Origin of the sequence: Dyadobacter sp. CY327, assembly GCF_021390415.1 — a bacterium.
Taxonomy (GTDB): Bacteria; Bacteroidota; Bacteroidia; order Cytophagales; family Spirosomataceae; genus Dyadobacter; species Dyadobacter chenhuakuii.
In genome coordinates this window covers 2,065,308-2,081,452 of the sequence record NZ_JAJUXJ010000001.1, presented here as the reverse complement: position 1 = coordinate 2,081,452, position 16,145 = coordinate 2,065,308, and the positions used below count along the sequence as shown (strand labels likewise).

Below are 16,145 nucleotides of genomic sequence, written 5' to 3'. Positions count from 1 at the left end.
CTGCCCGCTATGGACTTTACTATATAGGGTCCGGCTGCAATCCGGAAATGAGTTAGGAACGTAGCTGTTTATTATTCGTGACACGAATGCGCAAATGCCTGTTTGGCTAATGCTTTGTCATTAATATGATTATTTTTACGGATAAAATGTATTCAGGCATCGGGGAAAATGAACACCAAACCGAACTTAAATAACAATAAATTAATGGGGGATTTGTCGGAAGAATTGCAGTCCGAAGTGGCAAGACTGGAAAGTGAAGCCAATTTGCAATTTGCGCTGGGGGCCGCGCAGCTGGGCGTCTGGAATATGAACCCGGATACCGGGGAAGTTTACTTTGATGAAAGATGCAGAGAACTGTACGGAAATCCCCCCGAAGAGATATTAAATTTTGAGAGTCTGATCCTGCACATTCATTTCGAGGATCGGGAAAAAGTAACCAGTGCCATCAGTGACGCGCTCGACCCGAATAAGCGGCTCACCTATAATGTGCGTTACAGAACGGTTGGCGCCGCGGACAATCGATTGCGCTGGCTGCATTGCACAGGTAAAGCTTATTTTACACCCGAAGGGACGCCTTACCGGTTTTCAGGTGTGTCCCGCAATGTTACCGATGAAATATCCAACCGGGAAAGAGTGGCCTGGGCCGATCAGCAGGCTGCCATGACGATCGAAGGCTCCGGTGCGGGTTCATTTTTGGTGACGCTTGCAACCGATGAGATCATTTATTCCCCTACCATGTCACGCATCATTACGGGCAGGGACAACAATACAGCTTCGCGTGAGGTGTTTATCCGGCATGTACACCCGGAAGATGCCGATAAGCGCCTCAACGCGTATAAGGTTGCCTCTGCAACCGGTCAGCTGCGGTATGAAGCGCGTTTTGTATGGCACGACAAGTCTGTACATTGGGTGCGGGTAATCGGACAATATCTTTTTGACAGCACCGGAAAAGCCGTGTCGCTTTCGGGCGTGGTTATGGACATTACGGACCGTATCGAGGCCGAAAATATCATCAGGACCAGCGAAGAACATTTGCGCACATTGATTGAGCAGGCGCCTGTGGCTACTTCCCTATTTGTAGGCAGGGAAATGATCATTGAGCTTCCGAACGAGGCGATGTTAAAAATCTGGGGAAAAGGTAACACTGTGATCGGCAAGCCATTACACGAAGCGCTTCCAGAACTGCAAAGCCAGCCGTTCTTTAAAATCCTGAGTGAAGTTTTTGAAACAGGGGTGCCATATGCAGCTTCGGGAAGCCGGGCGGACCTCGTCATGAACGGTGTCCTCGAAACTTTCTACTTCGACTTTACCTACAAGCCGCTCCGGAATTCGAAAGGTGAAATCTATGCAATTCTTGATATGGCAGTAGACGTGACCGAGCAGGTGAAATCGCGACAGGCTTTGGAGCAAAGCGAAGAGCGTTATCGTCAGCTGGTTAATGAGTTGGAACAAAGAGTACAAAAGCGAACCGAGGAATTGCACCAAGCCAATCAGGAGCTTTTGAACTCGAATAGCAACTTGCAGCAATTCGCCTATGCGGCAAGTCATGACATGCAGGAGCCGTTGCGTAAAATCCTGTCGTTCAGCTCACGTTTGCAGACTGTTTACGGCAATTCATTCGATGAGAACGGCATTTTTATGCTTAACCGGATCCAGGATGCTTCCAAAAGAATGTCGAGTATGATCGATGATTTGCTGGCATATTCGAGGCTGACCACACGTGACAGCGCTTTTGAGCCTGTTGACCTGGATAAAATCGTTTCATCCGTGATAGCGGATCTTGAATTCTCTATTGAAGAACAGAAATCCGAGATTAAGATAGGGTCATTACCAACCGTTTGGGGTAATGCCTCGCAGCTGACCCAGCTTGTGCAAAATTTGCTAAGCAATGCGATCAAATACAGGAAGCAGGATGTGCCGTCGGTGATCGAAATTTTGGCCAGAGATGTGGACGCGGCCGAACTCGCAGAGTTGCCACGCTTGTTTTCAGAGTATCATTACACCCGTTTTGAAGTCCGCGATAACGGGATCGGCTTTGACGAAAAATATCTGGACCGTATTTTCCAAATGTTCCAGCGCTTGCACGGACGCGGTGAATTTTCCGGCTCGGGAATCGGGCTTGCGCTATGTAAAAAAGTTGTTCAGAACCATCACGGTTACATTACGGCCAAAAGCGAGCCGGAAGTGGGATCCACTTTCATTGTTTACCTGCCTGTTCCAAATTAAAACACAAAACATCCCGGCTTATTTCCGCCAGACGTCCTGGAACTCGTCGGGATGTTTTTTGAACTGGACATGCACATATTCACACAGCGGAACCACTTGCAGATTCTGTTTGCGCGCATAACCTACCATTTCATCCAGCATTAACTTCGCATATCCTTTCCCGGACATGTTCTCGTCAACTTCGGTGTGGTAAACCGTCAAAGCCGTGTCGCTGACGCCAACGACCATTTCCCCTATCTGCTTGCCCTCTTCCTCGATATAAAACGCGCCTCTCTTGCGTTCATCCAGCCTTAATTTTACTTCAATCATATTTTTGTCTGATAAACCAATAAATCCAGGATAACGACCGGTAAATAATTGTTCCCGCCGTTCGCCGACAAATTGACCCATATTCAAGTAAAAACCAAATATGTTGGCCACAAACACCGCTATGTTATTTAAAATCCTCTTCCCCGTCCTGCTGCTAACAGGCATTTACTTTTTAATTAAAAGCATTGGTCGGATTATGCAGGTTTGCGGAGTTCACAAGATTGAATTTCCGGCTGAGAATTTTACCAAAAAAATTCAAATTGACATAGCGGGAACTTACAAAATCTCATATAAAAGGCAATCGCTAGCCGGAATTATCCCAACAGATCTCGCTTTCGAGTTGACGCGAGAGTCAGATAAGAAAAAAATTGACATTCGAAGATCGGTATATCCCTTAGGCAGCTACAAAGATCTATCTGGAAATCGCATTGTCCAAATAGCAACGTTTTCCGTTGAAAATCCTGGAATGCTTACACTGAGTTCAACAAAATCAATCAACTTTAAAAAAGGCGACAAGTTATTAATTGGTGCTATAACGGGCTCCAAGGGATTTCTTGCCATATTCGCAATCATTATCTCTGCAATTGCAACCATTGCAGGACTGGTGCTTAGCATTCTGGCGTGGATGAATAAGTTTAGTTAAACACCTTCGGTCACCTTTTTCATCTTGGCCAGGCCCGTTTTTGCCACAAGCAATGCATCCTGCGCATAGTAATCTTTGTTAAAAACCTCGAAAGAAAGGATAACCGGCCGTTCGGGATTTTTCAGGGATTTTAACAGATTTTTCAGCGGTGCGACACCATCACCTGCATATACGCGGTCTGCGTCTGTGATCGTTTCCCGCGGAGGCGTTGCGGGATAATCATTAATATGGAATATCTCAACCAAAGGTTTGCCAACATCCTTCACAGCATCCATTCCCGAGCCACCTTTATGCAAATGGTAAACGTCCATCAGCAAGCGCGCCGAAGGGTGCCCCGACTCCACTGCCACATACAGGATCTCTCCTACCCGGCTGAGATTTTTGGAAAAACCCCAGAGTTCAAGGTGCGGCACGACGCCAGTTTTATCCCCTAATTCAAGAATAGTCCGGTAACGTTCTGCCACTTTTGCCAGGTCCAGCGAATCGCCGGTAGTTGCACCCATAGGCGGTGCCGCAATGCGCGGGCAGCCGATTTGTGCAAGCTGGTCCATCTCCACTTTAAGCTGTTCAATCGCCTTTGAACGCGCCGATTCGTCGTCCACGATCCAGGTTGCGAAGCCGATGGCATCTTCCACTTTAATGCCAAGATCATTGATAATCTTTTTGGCATCCTGTAATGTCCCACCTGTTTTCAGGTAATCCTGCAATGTATTGATCCAAATTTCGACAGACCCGAACCCGGCTTTTGCAGCCACTTCCAGTTCCTTCCTGAAACCAAGCTTATGCCCGCGCAACGTACTCATATTCAATGAATAAATAAAAGGCTGTTCTTTGCTTTTAGCGGCTTCGGCAGGCAAAATCCCTGCACCGGAAACGGCAAGGATAGAAGATAGAGCGGTTCTGCGGTTCATGAAGAATTGAGTGAAATTAACGAATGATTTACACGAAAAGCTGCAACAGGCGCTTTTTTACCGACTCAGGATGCAATTTAGTATTTCATCATTAAGGTCAGCAATTTCCTGTCGAGCTTGTGGCCATGCCAGTCTTCGTAGGCTACATCGTCACGGCGGGAATCCAGTACGCCGAAATCGCCCATAAATTCCCATAAGGAGAAACCGATTCCGTTGGACGTTAGAATGTCGAGCACATCGCCGAACCAGGCAAGGAAAACGGCGTGCGGGGTTTTGTTCCAGCAGCCACATTCGCCGCAATGTACACCTACTCCCTTCCCTACCATATCGATCCAGGGTTTGTAAAAGCTTTCGAGCATGGCTCGGCTCAGATATTTGTCGCCTACCTGTCCCGGCCATTTCGGTTCGGGAAGATTATCCGGATCTTTGTTCGCCCAGGGCGCTTTGTAATGTGAGATAATGCCCGGATGATAACCCCGGCAGCTTTGTGCAATGTCCAGATCGGCGATTTCCGGAATAACCGAACTGCCCACATCGTTGCCATCGGCAATGATCAGGTGCATGGCATTCTCCCTGCGGATCGCTTCCGAAGCTGCTATGGCCAATTTGCGATAAACGGCTCCCGGCACAGACGATCTTTTGGAATGCTGATCGTTCATATCCTCGCGCATGCTAGGCTCATTCAGGAGATCGAAGCTTATTTTTTTGTTGGACACATTCTTGTAACGCTTCGCCCACATATTCCAGTGAAAGCAAAAGGCATCCAACGCTTTCTGATCCGTCCACAAATTATAAGGCTCATGAAAACCTGCGTTAACACAGTAACCCGGCGCTCTATGCAGGTTCAGACTGACGTGAATGTTGTATTTATGTGCCGTTGTAACAAGCTTATCGATGCGCTCAACCGCTTGCTCATCAATCTGATAAACTTCTTCGGGTGTAATGTTCCGGCTGCGGTCGAACTTTACATATGCAGGATAAGCCATCGGAATCCTGACAAAATCAAAACCCCAATCGCTCATCCATTTAAATTGTTCCTCGGTTGTCGGCTTCCGGCTGGAAGCGGGATCTGGTGAAAAAAAATCGAGCAGATTAAAGCCTTTCCATTTGGGCAGTTTGTTTTTCGCGTTCTGCGTTTTGAATGAGAAGCCACTCGAAACGGCCGCACCTGCTGCTACGCTGACAGCCGTATTTTTAATAAAAGTCCTGCGATGCATGTTCCAACATGTTCGTTTGATACTTTTAGTAAAATGCAGGCGCGGTAACGTTTTACTTACTTGCTCAGCGATTAACGCACAATCTTAATTTTTATAGTGTATCCCAGTCTTGTTTTCCATCACAGATATCGCCAGATCGTCGCAGCAATGTTCTCTTTCCTCGCGGATCAATCGTGATAACAATAGCAATGCGGGATTGAAGAAAAACACATTCTCACAAAAAATCTGGATGGATATTTAAGTGTTTACTTATCCAGCTTTTTCAAGAAATCTTTAATCTCATCCAGCTCCTCCTGCGAGGTGTTTTTATTGCCAAAAAGCTGCATAACCAGGTTCGAGGCCGAGCCTTTGTACATCGAATCCACAAACTTTTCCAGCAATGCATTTTTTGTTTTATCCTCTGCTTCCGCGGGACTATATACGTGCTTCATACTGCTTTCATCCCGGATCACAATGCCCTTTTCGGTCATGATCTGCATGAGCTTCAAAGTGGAAGAATACTGCACAGCCCGCTTTTCTTCGTTCAGTTTGTCATTCACAAACCTCACTGTTGAAGGGCCGTGCTCCCATAGCACCTGTAATATTTCCAATTCCGATTTTGTAGGCTCCATGATTCTATTTTCTAGTCAACAATTCAAAGGTAGGAAATATTTCGTACGAAAAAATATTTAGGCAAATTTTTACTTTAAAAATGAAAAAACCGTCACGGAACGAATCCCGTGACGGTAAGAAAATTGGTCACTTTTTTTTAGGCGCCCAACGCTTTTCTGGCATACTCCACGCACTTGGCAGTTTCTTTCACTGCGTCGGAACCAGCCGGGATCTCATATTCCAGCTCGATCGTTGCGGGAAACTTATATTTCCTGGTGCGCATGAGTTCCAATGCGGCTGTAATGGGTGTATCTCCTTGCCCCCAGACTACATTGGCACCGCCGTTTTCTTTGTTTTTCCGGTCTTTCACGTGCATGCTTACAATGTGGTCATGTTTGGTTTCGATTAATGGAATCGGGTCAAAACCTGCGGCTACATAATGTCCCATATCAAAGTTCATAGCATTGTATTTCGATTGGTTCAATGCAGTGTCCCACCAGGTTGGCGTTTGCTGGGTATGACCGTGATAACCTACGTATACTTTGTTTTTTGCAGCAATGTCTCCCAATCTTTTTGTTTGTGCGGGATCGTTGGGCTGTTCAATCGTAGCCTGGTTTGCACCCAGTGCTTTGGCAGCGCGGAATGCATAATCCACTTCCTGATCCGTATTTTTTTCGCCCAGTGCCGAAGGTTTAAATGCATAAATGCTCACACCGGCATCATTATACATCTTCCGGAGCTGAACAAATTTATCCATAGGGACCTTTGCACGCCACTCCGCCATTTTAACCAGGTGCTCGGCCTGCGCCGCTTTCTGATCGTCGGTCAGCTCGGGACGCTTGCCTCCTGTCCAGGGCGGCATTTTGGGTCCTTCGGGTGCGCCTGCGAACAGCTCGCCTGTTGGCCCCATGAGCTCAATAGCGCTTACATTGGCTTCAACACAATATTTGAGAATGTCTTCGGCGGTGCCCGGCATACTGCGCCACGAGTACGTGATCGCTCCCACCTGTACACCATTGAAAAGGGAATTGGGCTTGCCCAGGTTTTTGATATAAGCCGGAAAGCCAAAGCCTGTGCCTGGCAAAAGGCTTACGCCAGCAGTCACAAGCGCGGATGCGCTTAAAAACTGACGTCTTGAAATTTCGTGTTCTGCCATAATTAGTAAAGGTTAATGATCAGGTTGTTAGTAATATCTGCCTACGTATTTATTTTCGACGACTATTTTTTTCATTTTATGTGGGTCAATAGGGCCCTGCTGTGCGTAAACTATCTTCCCTCCCGGCTCCACCAGGATTGTGTAGGGCAATGCGCCCTGCCATTTAGGATCAATAGCTTCAATCATTTTATACTTATCTTCCATATTAAAAATATAATTCTTATTGGAAGCAAATTTCCCTTGCAGGAACTTCAAGGCCTTTTCCTTTTTATCCGGATTATCGGCGCTGATGGATACAAATTCGAAGTCCCGACCACGATACATATGGTGCATGCTCATAAAATCGGGAAATTCAGTGACGCAAGGGCCGCACCACGTAGCCCATACATTAATCAGCCGCAGCTTATCCGATTTGTTACTGATCAGCTCTTTTAATCCCACCTCATCAATGGCTTCGAGCGTAACCGGTTCTTTTGCCCAGCCAGCTTTTTCTTTTTGGACGCCATCTTCTTTCGAGATCCATTTCATCGAGCACCCGAAGGTCTTGGTAGCCGGCACAGGAACTGGTTTGTTGGCCAGCAATGCTTCAATGGCATTTTTTGCGTCCAGGTTTTTAGGCGTTCCCGTCGGCTTTTCAACGTCGTCGATGCGACCGTGATATTGCAGTTTTCTGGCCTTGTCAAAAATGAAAATATGTGGAGTCGCCACCGGACCATATGCCAGTGCGGTTTTCTGATCGTCACCATCATACAGGTAAGGAAAGTTGTAGGCCATATCCTTGGCACGCACCTTCATTTCGTCATATGTGTCGCTCAAATCCGTGTAACCCAGCTCGTCCAGGCGGATCGCTTTGGGGTCGTTGGATGAAATAGCGATCAATGCGAGGCCTTTTGCTTTATAATCAGCCGTTAATTTTTTGATACGATCCTCGTAAGCCTGTGCGGTGGGGCAATGATTACAGGTAAAAACAATGGCCAGAACCGGTGAAGCGGCGAAGCTTTTGAGGGAATATTTCTTACCATCCACGCTCATCAGGTTGAAATCCGGAGCCGCCGCGCCGATTTTTAAGGTCTCGGGTTGCTCTGCTTTGGTAAACTGAATGCTGGAAACGAGAACAATAAGCGCAAGTAAAATCCTGTAATAAATCCGCATAACGATCTCCTGTTTGGTTTGAGTTTTAATTTAAATCAAAAGTAGATCTATTACAATAAATTACTGGTATCGTGCCATTTATTTGGGTAGTTCAACCTGCGCTGTGGTTCTCAGATAAGCCACCAGCTCAGTCACTTCCTTATCCGACAATGCTTCCAGAAGCCCCGAAGGCATCATGGAAACCGGCGTCACCTCGCGCGTCTGAATGTCTGATTTATTGATAGCAACCGCATCCTGCCCAACAATGCGCAATGTCAGCTGCCGCTCCGTTTCCTTGGCAATGTTGCCCACATAAGTGCGGCCATCACGCGTGGTGACTACAACCATTTTATAATCGTCCTGAATTTCTCCACTCGGATCGAGAATGTTACCGAGCAAATAATCGAGATTCGCACGGTTTGAACCTGTAAGTTCAGGACCGATAATGCCGCCTTCGCCGTAAAGCTTATGACACGGCGCACAAGTTCTCTGAAAAATCATGCGTCCCTGGTTGCGACTGGCCTCGGAAACATTCTTGTCTGTAAGTAGCCCCTTATACTTTTTATAGGCCTTTTCATCAAAAGCCACATGGTCGATCGGCCCCCAAACCTCCACAAAACCGCTTCCTACTACCCTTCTGAGCTGCCGCGCAACGTAAGTCGGAATGTCTTTTTTGGGAATCACATTTTTAGAAATGGCCTGGGTGAGTAACCACCCTGATTTTGGCCGGGATGCCAATGTCTGAATGGCCTCGGCTTTTTCGGCAGCATTGAATTTGTGATATTGCTCAATCAGCAGTTTGCCCAATGGTTCGCTGTCGTACCCGGCCATAGCACGGATCGCATCAAGCTTCAAGTCCTTATTATTGAGTAAATTAGACAGCTCCGCAACTAATTCCGGTCTTTGTCGGGTTGCCAGTGCCTGTAATGCTTTGCGGCGCTGTTCTGCGGGTGCATTTGCATTTTTAAGTGTTGTCAAAAAGCCTTTTGCCGCCTCCGTGTCGCCGAAATGCTGGGATATTTCTATTGCCAGCGTTGCAGCAGGCCCGCTGGATTGTTTTAAGCTGGCAAAAACAGCTTTCCAGTTTGCGGGCGTCTTAATGTCTGTGCGGCCTTCCAGTCCGTCACGCATTCCTTCCATCATAACAACATGGTTCGCAGGCATTTTGCCAATCGCCGCCACCACCGTTTCCACAGCATCCGCATCCACCGCCCGACGCGCAATGTATTGCGTCACCATGGGAATTTTGCTTTTTCCGGCCATTTCCAGCGCTTTCGCAGGATTGTTTTTAACCAAAGGCTCAATGCCATACCAGATCATTTTCGGAAGATTATGATCTTCGGCGTCAGCTAAATGGGCGATCAGATTTTCTGCAATGCCCCACCGCTGCGCGGGATCCATGCGCTGCAACGCGGACGCCAGATAAAGTCGTACAACAGGAGACGGATCTTCTTTTGAAAGCTTTACAAATTTGGCAACCGCTTCCTGCGATGGCTTGCTGTTTTCCGTTAATAATTGAATGGCCCATGCACGAACATAGATGTCTTTATCGTCCAATGCTTTCATCAATTGATCAGCATTCAGCGCATTCGTGACCTGCAAAGCCCACATGGCGCGGAGTCTGTAATCTGCGTTATTATCTTTTGCATAAATGTTCGCCATTTTTTCAAGCGCATCCTTGGACAGCTTGCCTTTCACAGCCCTGTTTTGCAATATGATCCTGGCGCGGCGTGCGTGCCATTCGCTTTTGCTCGTTTGCAAATCGGCCAGTTGCATATCAGACATTTTGCCAAGATCATCATAGCGACCTTTCCAGTTTTCCGCATTGGAAACTTTTGGCATAATCCTAAAAATCCGGCCCGTTTCCGAGTTCAAAACATCCGATCCGCAGATGTCGGCATCGTGCCAGTCGAGGACATACATGCCACCTTCCGGTCCGATTTCCATGCTGAAACCAACCCATTGCGCATTGTTGGCCATCATAAAATCGTCGCCGTGCTTTCCGCTGAAACCCGAGCCCTTTGGCGTTAGAATGTCAGATAAGATGCCGTGCTCATGAATGTTGGCCATGAAAATTTTCCCGCGTTCGGATTCCGGGAAAGCATCGGACAAGTAAACCCGTGCGCCGCCATGTGCGGAGCGGTGCGTGTGATCGGCTATGGTTTTGATATCATTATAAACGTAAGGGTTGAAATGCTGGCCGCCCTGCCGGTGGTAAATGCCGCCCGGGATCACGTGCCATAAATGCGGGATCACGCAAGCAGTCATCAGCAACTGGCCTTTTGCATCATAATCTATTCCCCACGGATTGCTGAAACCATGCGCTACAACCTCAAAAATGGCTTTCGTAGGATGGTAACGCCACACACCGCCATTGATATCGACGCCATCTTCCACCTCAAAATTCTCCGGAAACGGGTCCTTATGCTTGTAAAGCTTGCCTTTATCCTTAGGCTTGCCCACTTTGGAAGGCGTGGCAAAACCCTGCAAACCATATAACCAGCCATCGGGCCCCCAGTGAAAACTGTTCAATGTTTCGTGCCGGTCGCGGATGCCCCAGCCTGTCAGGCGCACTTCAATGTTGTCCATATCGGCCTTGTCGTCACCATTTTTATCCGGGACAAAAAGCAGGTTCGGCGGAGCGCCTACGAACACGCCGTCAAAACCCACTGCAATGGCGGACGGAAAGGCAATGCCTTCCATGAAAACCTTCCGGCTGTCGGCAACTCCATCGCCGTTTGTATCTTCCAGGATCAAAATCCGGCTGTCGCCTGCATTTGAAAAACCTTTTCCCCTCGACTCATAATCCTTGTTTTCCGCGATCCACATTCGTCCCTTATCATCCCAGCAGAACGCCATCGGCTGCGTCATCATGGGTTCCGAAGCATAAGCATTCACCAGAAAACCATCCTTGATCGTCATAGCAGCAACTGCCTCCTGCGCACTCAGAAATTTAGCCTCCCTACCCTCTTTTTGTGCAATCGCCCACAATGCAGCGGTGTTATAAGTGCCATTGTTGCCGATGAATTCGCCAAATGTTTTATTTAATTCCACATCATTCAGCTCGCCGGTGTAAATGACGAGTTCATGCTTGATGGTTTCGGTTTCGCCTTTTTTAATGTGCCAATCTGCTTTCCGCGCCCTTGCCGGGCCAGCGCCTAGTTGCTGATCAACCCGCCAGGTTTGGGGATAACCTTTGTTTTCAGGATGATCCAGAATCGCAATGTGAGCGAGGTTATCGCGGCCCGTCACCTGCATGCCAATATCCACCCACATGGCGGCCTGGCCTTCTGCTTTTTCATTTTTTTGACGCGCAGCATTGATCACCTCGCCCTTAATGCCTTCCTTCCAGGGCATTCTCACGAACAAGCCGCCGTAATCATATTTTCCAATGGTCACATCCGTTTGGGCCTCGCCATTCCATTCGAGATCGAGCAGATATTTGCCATCTTTGAAACGCATAGACCAGTTCTGAGTTTCAGTCAAAACGGCCTTTCCCGTTGAATCAAGCAGATTATAGACTGTTTGCCATTTAACTTCGGTTCCTTTTGCTTCAACCACTTTTGCCGAAACCCTTTTCCAATAATCACCGTCGGGATGGTGAAAATAATCGCGTCCGTTCACGCGCGTGTAACCCCAGTAAATGCCCGTTTGGTGCTTGTGATGGCCCGGGCTATATTCGGTAAGCACGCCTTTTCCGTCCGGCGCGACAATCGGGTGCAGGTAAGGGCGGAAATTTGCTTTCGCATTCTGGACTAAAATCGGCTTTTTATCTGTTCCATTAAATATACTGATGGTCTCTTCCGCTTCGTTTTGAACGGCAGAAAGGGAATTTTCCGCAACCACATTTTTTTTGATTTCCTTGGCGGGATTTTTTAAATTATATCCGAAATTGAGCAACAGGAAAATGAGGAAAAGCGGGGCTGACCTTATGATTTGCATAGGTGTTACAATCAGGTAATAGTTGGTGAAAGGGCTTGGAATGACAGGAATAAGCACAAAATCTTCTGGAAATACTCTTAAACCTTTCGGGAAGACTACATTTAAAAACTTAGGTTTCGATCTGTCATGGTGTTGATCAAAATGATATGGCTGCTTATACTGATTACCATGATGGACTTCCATGGGATCATTTACCGTGGCGTGAAGCAGAAAAAAGATGCAAGTTACCAGGGTCGGATCACCAACATTAACCCCTTGATCCTGAACAAGGGAAAGCTGGCTGGAAGCTGGCGGTTTGCTAAATTCAGAGGCAGTTCGGCCGTCCCGAATAAGGATCGCAGCCTGCTGAAAGTAACCGGCAGCATGGATCAGGTTTTGATGTCCTTTTTCCCCGACAGCACTTTCACCCGTGTTTACCAAGATGGCAAATACGATTTCGGCCAATATTCCTATGACGAAAATGACCAGTCGCTTTTATTGACGGCCAATCGTAAAACAGAGGAATTGAAGGTCATTATACAAACGTCACCCTCCGGAAAGCAGCGACTTCTGGTAGAATTTATGCCGGGAAACAGTCTGCCGCTGGCCCAGTATGGCGAGCCGATAGATAAATATATGGAAGACCCTTTTTCGGTTCAGAACAATGCCTGGCGCATTAAACCGGACGCACCTGAAACGAAGGATGAAATTTATGACCGGCTGATCAATTACATCGGCCACAATGCATCCATATTAAGGGCCGCTTACACGCGGGAGCAGGATTACATTTCTTGGGAATTCTCAAAAGGCATCATTAAGGTCTATAATGTAGGCATCGGCATTGTGCCCAAAAACGAAGTGCCTGAGGCGTGGATCGACAGTTTTCATTCGCGCGAGGATGCGATGGAATGCTATGCGTTATTTGAAAATTACCTCCGCAATGCAAAGCATACCAAACATAATTCGGGCAACTGGGTCAAAGACGATTACCAGATCCTGGCCGACATCCGTGAAGGCTTGCTCAGATGGCAAAAAACCGGCGTCCGTGAATAGGTAAGGGCACAAAAAAAGAGGGAGAAATAATCCCCCTCTTTAACTTTCATTCTCCATAAAGCCTTCTCAAATTAAGGCTGATTTCAATTACTTCGTAGTGCTTTTCAATTGTAGGCCTACGATAGCTGCTTTTTGTGATGCACTGTGATTGTTGGTGTCAATCGAATTTTTTGCTTTCTGTGGTGCCGGACTTTCCAAAACGGGAAGTGAAGCTGGAAGTGCTTTGCTTAGTCCGGAAACTTTTACTTTTTCTTCAACTGTATATGCAGTGGTATTAGCGTTAGCGTAAGTTACGAAAGTCAAGGCCATCAAGGCTGCTGCGAAAATATTTTTTGTATTTTTCATTGTTAATAGTGTTTACGTTTTTTGTTCTGTTTTTGTCTCTAATTCTTGTACAAATATACTACAATTATCTGAATACAAACGTTCAAGCAAACAATGTGCTTTATGACATTCGGTGTTAATGATCATAAATTGGAGTGTAAGATCAGCTTATATTGTTTCAGAAAATATCATTATTTAAAGATTACAAATTGAATAGTAACCTAAAATCTATTTTTTTGACTTTACTTAATTCTGTTTGGCTATGCCAATGGTCAATCTTAGAACAATCCAATTAAAAAGGATAGGATACAATTTGGCAAAGTGATCTTAAATCAAAATAAAATTCGGAGTGTACTTTATCAATAGCCGTTTTTACCAATTTTTCGACCCAAAAAGCTCCTGTTGCCAAAAAATATTTTGAAAATAATTTTAAATATTTTCCCCGATTGATTATTCGGTCAGTTTTTCGGGTGTTTTTATAAACTTTGCGGCTCAATCGAGTAAGTTTGCAGCTATGAAATTGTGTATTGCTGAAAAGCCAAGTGTTGCCAAAGACATTGCGGGAATCATCGGGGCCAATCAGCGCAGGGACGGTTATTATGAGGGGAATGGTTACCAGGTCACCTGGACATTCGGTCACTTCTGCACATTAAAAGAACCGCACGACTATACAGAACGCTGGAAATCATGGCGGTTGGAAGACCTTCCCATGATCCCGTCCAGCTTCGGCATCAAGCTGATCGATAATGCGGGGGCAATGAAGCAATTTGCGGTGATTGAAAGCCTGGTCAGCAAATGTGAGGAAGTGATCAACTGCGGGGATGCAGGCCAGGAAGGTGAGCTGATCCAGCGCTGGGTATTGCTGAAAGCCAAATGCACCGTTCCCGTGAAACGCCTCTGGATCTCTTCGCTTACCGAACAAGCGATCCGCGAAGGTTTTGAAAAACTCAAAGACAGCGCACTTTATAACAACTTATATGCAGCAGGCAGCGCACGTGCCATCGGCGACTGGCTGCTGGGCATGAACGCGACACGCCTTTTTACCAAAAAATTTGGTCAGGGAAAGGTCGTCCTGAGCATTGGCCGCGTACAAACGCCTACGCTCGCATTGATCGTTCAGCGTCAGAAGGAGATCAACGCATTTGTTTCGGAAGAATATTGGGAATTAAAAACCATTTACCGCGAAACGGAATTTACGGCCACCATTGACCGTATCAGGAGTGAAGAAAAGGCAAACAAAGGCCTGGCCTATTTGTTGCTGCATGATTTTGAAATAACATCATTTGAAAAAAAGGAAGGAAAAGAAGGAAATCCAAGGCTCTTCGACCTGACTTCACTCCAAGTGGAAGCCAACAAAAAGTTTGGTTATTCCGCCGAGGATACATTAAAGCACATTCAAAATCTTTACGAAAAGAAGTTCGTGACTTACCCGCGGGTGGACACAACCTACCTTTCCGAAGATCTGCATCCCAAAGTAGAGGGCATATTGAGGCAGCTCACTTACTATGCGCAACTGACCGCGCCGCTTTTGGAGAAACCAATCCCAAAATCGAAAACGGTTTTTGATGATAAGAAAGTAACGGATCACCACGCCATCATTCCTACCGGCGTTTTGCCCGGCAACATCAGCCCGGAAGAAAAGCGCATTTACGACCTGATCGCCCGCCGGTTTATCGCTGTTTTTTATCCGGAATGTAAGGTTTCAAACACAACGGTGCTGGGAATGGTGGGACAAGTTGAATTCAAAGCAACAGGGAAGCAGATTCTGGAACCGGGCTGGCGCGCTGTTTACGCCAATGATGCCAGCGCGAAAAAAGAGGCAGCGGAAGAGGAAAAGCTGATGCCCAACTTCGAAGTGGGCGAGAGAGGCCCGCACGAGCCGCGCGTGCATCAGGGAAAAACCACACCACCCAAAGCTTACACGGAAGCCACATTGCTGAGAGCTATGGAAACGGCCGGGAAGCAAGTGGAGGATGAGGAAATGCGCGAGCTTATGAAAGACAACGGCATCGGAAGGCCGTCCACCCGTGCCAACATTATCGAAACGCTTTTCAAAAGACGTTATATTGAGAAGAAAAAGAAGAATATTCTGGCCACACAAACGGGCATTGACCTCATTGACACCATTCAGAATGAACTCCTGAAAAGCGCCGAGCTTACGGGAAACTGGGAACGGAAATTGCGGCTGATTGAAAAGGGCGACTATTCGATGGAAACATTCAAACAGGAGCTGATCCAGATGGTTGTGGAACTGACCAACGAAGTGAAGAACAACCGCGGACGTGCGATCAGCATTGCCGAAGAAGTGCCCGTTGTGGTCGAAAAGGAGGAAAAAGAAAAGAAACCGGCCAAGCCCCGCGAGCCGAAAGAGCCTAAGGAAGAAATCAACATTGAAGCGCTTACTTGTCCGAAATGCAAAGAGCAATTGCTCAAAAAAGGAAAAACCGCTTACGGCTGCTCCAATTTCAGCGTATGCGGTTTTAAAATTCCGTTTGAGTTTCTAAGTAAAAAACTTACGGACAAACATGTATATGACCTGCTAAGCAAAGGCAAAACTGCCAAAATTAAAGGGCTGCAAATCCCCGGCAACCCTGAAACCACCGACGCCAGGCTGGTCATGAATGGTGATTTCAATTTTGAAGTGGCAAGGTGATGCAGCTTTG

General features: G+C 46.8%; 12 protein-coding genes. 4 read left to right on the top strand and 8 right to left on the bottom strand.

Annotation, left to right across the window (positions count from 1 at the left end; genetic code table 11):
• The first annotated feature begins 168 nt into the window (after positions 1 to 168).
• Entirely contained in the window at positions 169 to 2,226 is a 2,058-nt protein-coding gene (locus LZG74_RS08715) for a PAS domain-containing protein (protein ID WP_233796159.1), read from the top strand.
• Between the two features lie 18 nt (positions 2,227 to 2,244).
• On the opposite strand, the gene LZG74_RS08710 is transcribed toward LZG74_RS08715, so the two are convergent.
• Entirely contained in the window at positions 2,245 to 2,535 is a 291-nt protein-coding gene (locus LZG74_RS08710; protein WP_233796158.1) for a GNAT family N-acetyltransferase, read from the bottom strand.
• Between the two features lie 121 nt (positions 2,536 to 2,656).
• On the opposite strand from LZG74_RS08710, the gene LZG74_RS08705 reads away from it, so the two are divergent.
• Entirely contained in the window at positions 2,657 to 3,178 is a 522-nt protein-coding gene (locus LZG74_RS08705) for a hypothetical protein (protein WP_233796157.1), read from the top strand.
• Here the strand turns inward: LZG74_RS08705 and LZG74_RS08700 are convergent.
• From LZG74_RS08700 to LZG74_RS08675, 6 genes are all read right to left on the bottom strand, one after another.
• On the bottom strand, positions 3,175 to 4,089 hold the full coding sequence (locus LZG74_RS08700; protein ID WP_233796156.1) for a sugar phosphate isomerase/epimerase: 915 nt from the start codon (positions 4,087 to 4,089) through the stop codon (positions 3,175 to 3,177). The genes LZG74_RS08705 and LZG74_RS08700 overlap by 4 nt on opposite strands.
• Positions 4,090 to 4,166: 77 nt before the next feature.
• A complete protein-coding gene (locus LZG74_RS08695) occupies positions 4,167 to 5,306 on the bottom strand; it encodes a glycoside hydrolase family 5 protein (protein ID WP_233796155.1) in 1,140 nt (379 codons plus the stop codon).
• Positions 5,307 to 5,551: 245 nt separating this feature from the next.
• The gene (locus LZG74_RS08690) at positions 5,552 to 5,917 is read right to left on the bottom strand and encodes a BlaI/MecI/CopY family transcriptional regulator (RefSeq protein WP_233796154.1); all 366 of its coding nucleotides are present in this window, start codon (positions 5,915 to 5,917) and stop codon (positions 5,552 to 5,554) included.
• Between the two features lie 137 nt (positions 5,918 to 6,054).
• A complete protein-coding gene (locus LZG74_RS08685; protein WP_233796153.1) occupies positions 6,055 to 7,053 on the bottom strand; it encodes a sugar phosphate isomerase/epimerase in 999 nt (332 codons plus the stop codon).
• Positions 7,054 to 7,080: 27 nt separating this feature from the next.
• A complete protein-coding gene (locus tag LZG74_RS08680) occupies positions 7,081 to 8,205 on the bottom strand; it encodes a redoxin domain-containing protein (RefSeq protein ID WP_233796152.1) in 1,125 nt (374 codons plus the stop codon).
• A gap of 78 nt (positions 8,206 to 8,283) precedes the next feature.
• The gene (locus tag LZG74_RS08675) at positions 8,284 to 12,126 is read right to left on the bottom strand and encodes a PVC-type heme-binding CxxCH protein (protein WP_233796151.1); all 3,843 of its coding nucleotides are present in this window, start codon (positions 12,124 to 12,126) and stop codon (positions 8,284 to 8,286) included.
• Positions 12,127 to 12,294: 168 nt separating this feature from the next.
• On the opposite strand from LZG74_RS08675, the gene LZG74_RS08670 reads away from it, so the two are divergent.
• Entirely contained in the window at positions 12,295 to 13,158 is an 864-nt protein-coding gene (locus LZG74_RS08670) for a hypothetical protein (RefSeq protein ID WP_233796150.1), read from the top strand.
• Positions 13,159 to 13,245: 87 nt separating this feature from the next.
• Here LZG74_RS08670 and LZG74_RS08665 read toward each other — a convergent pair whose 3' ends face one another.
• Positions 13,246 to 13,503: a hypothetical protein gene (locus LZG74_RS08665; protein ID WP_026630255.1), complete on the bottom strand. Its 258-nt coding sequence runs from the start codon at positions 13,501 to 13,503 to the stop codon at positions 13,246 to 13,248.
• A 493-nt stretch (positions 13,504 to 13,996) separates the two neighbouring features.
• Between LZG74_RS08665 and LZG74_RS08660 the strand changes: the two genes are divergently transcribed.
• A complete protein-coding gene (locus LZG74_RS08660; protein ID WP_233796149.1) occupies positions 13,997 to 16,135 on the top strand; it encodes a type IA DNA topoisomerase in 2,139 nt (712 codons plus the stop codon).
• The last annotated feature ends 10 nt before the right edge of the window (positions 16,136 to 16,145 follow it).

Bases quoted from the DNA above. Each gene is read 5' to 3' on its own strand.
- LZG74_RS08715 (WP_233796159.1), top strand. From the start codon at position 169: ATGAACACCAAACCGAACTTAAATAACAATAAATTAATGGGGGATTTG.
- LZG74_RS08710 (WP_233796158.1), bottom strand. From the start codon at position 2,535: ATGATTGAAGTAAAATTAAGGCTGGATGAACGCAAGAGAGGCGCGTTT.
- LZG74_RS08705 (WP_233796157.1), top strand. From the start codon at position 2,657: ATGTTATTTAAAATCCTCTTCCCCGTCCTGCTGCTAACAGGCATTTAC.
- LZG74_RS08700 (WP_233796156.1), bottom strand. From the start codon at position 4,089: ATGAACCGCAGAACCGCTCTATCTTCTATCCTTGCCGTTTCCGGTGCA.
- LZG74_RS08695 (WP_233796155.1), bottom strand. From the start codon at position 5,306: ATGCATCGCAGGACTTTTATTAAAAATACGGCTGTCAGCGTAGCAGCA.
- LZG74_RS08690 (WP_233796154.1), bottom strand. From the start codon at position 5,917: ATGGAGCCTACAAAATCGGAATTGGAAATATTACAGGTGCTATGGGAG.
- LZG74_RS08685 (WP_233796153.1), bottom strand. From the start codon at position 7,053: ATGGCAGAACACGAAATTTCAAGACGTCAGTTTTTAAGCGCATCCGCG.
- LZG74_RS08680 (WP_233796152.1), bottom strand. From the start codon at position 8,205: ATGCGGATTTATTACAGGATTTTACTTGCGCTTATTGTTCTCGTTTCC.
- LZG74_RS08675 (WP_233796151.1), bottom strand. From the start codon at position 12,126: ATGCAAATCATAAGGTCAGCCCCGCTTTTCCTCATTTTCCTGTTGCTC.
- LZG74_RS08670 (WP_233796150.1), top strand. From the start codon at position 12,295: ATGATGGACTTCCATGGGATCATTTACCGTGGCGTGAAGCAGAAAAAA.
- LZG74_RS08665 (WP_026630255.1), bottom strand. From the start codon at position 13,503: ATGAAAAATACAAAAAATATTTTCGCAGCAGCCTTGATGGCCTTGACT.
- LZG74_RS08660 (WP_233796149.1), top strand. From the start codon at position 13,997: ATGAAATTGTGTATTGCTGAAAAGCCAAGTGTTGCCAAAGACATTGCG.